The sequence below is a fragment of the Prevotella sp. OH937_COT-195 genome (assembly GCF_003932845.1).
Classification (GTDB): domain Bacteria; phylum Bacteroidota; class Bacteroidia; order Bacteroidales; family Bacteroidaceae; genus Prevotella.
Genome location: NZ_RQZH01000156.1, coordinates 1 through 431, shown reverse-complemented (window position 1 = coordinate 431; position 431 = coordinate 1). Strand labels below are relative to the sequence as shown.

The window sequence follows — 431 nt, the reverse complement described above, 5'->3', positions numbered from 1 at the left end:
GCCGTCAAGCTTGGAAAACTCATTACCGCTTATCAACGATTCTCTTTCTAGTCTTCGTCTGCCAATTATCGGGTATTGAGAGCTGGAAAGAGATGGAAGATGTCATCGAAATGCACGTTGAAGTGCTAGGAAAGTATGTGGATTTGAGTGAAGGTTGTCCATCACATGATACCTTAGAACGTGTGGTGAGTCTAGTCAATCCAGACCGATTAAAAGAATTGAAAAGTCACATGGAACAATCAGCTAGTGACTTACCAGCCCTTCAACGGCTGATTGCGATTGATGGAAAAACCATCCGAGGCAATCGTAGCCAAAATCAAGCTCCAACTCACATCGTGACAGCCTATAGTGCTGACAATAAGATTAGCTTAAGTCAGGTAGCCGTTGATGAAAAAAGTAATGACATTACTGCTATTCCTAGGCTTCTACGG

The 431-nt window shown here is 42.9% G+C and carries 1 protein-coding gene; it reads left to right on the top strand.

Annotation, left to right across the window (positions count from 1 at the left end):
* The coding region (locus EII32_RS11695; RefSeq protein ID WP_125235481.1) for an ISAs1 family transposase at positions 1 to 431 on the top strand (431 nt) is incomplete at both ends.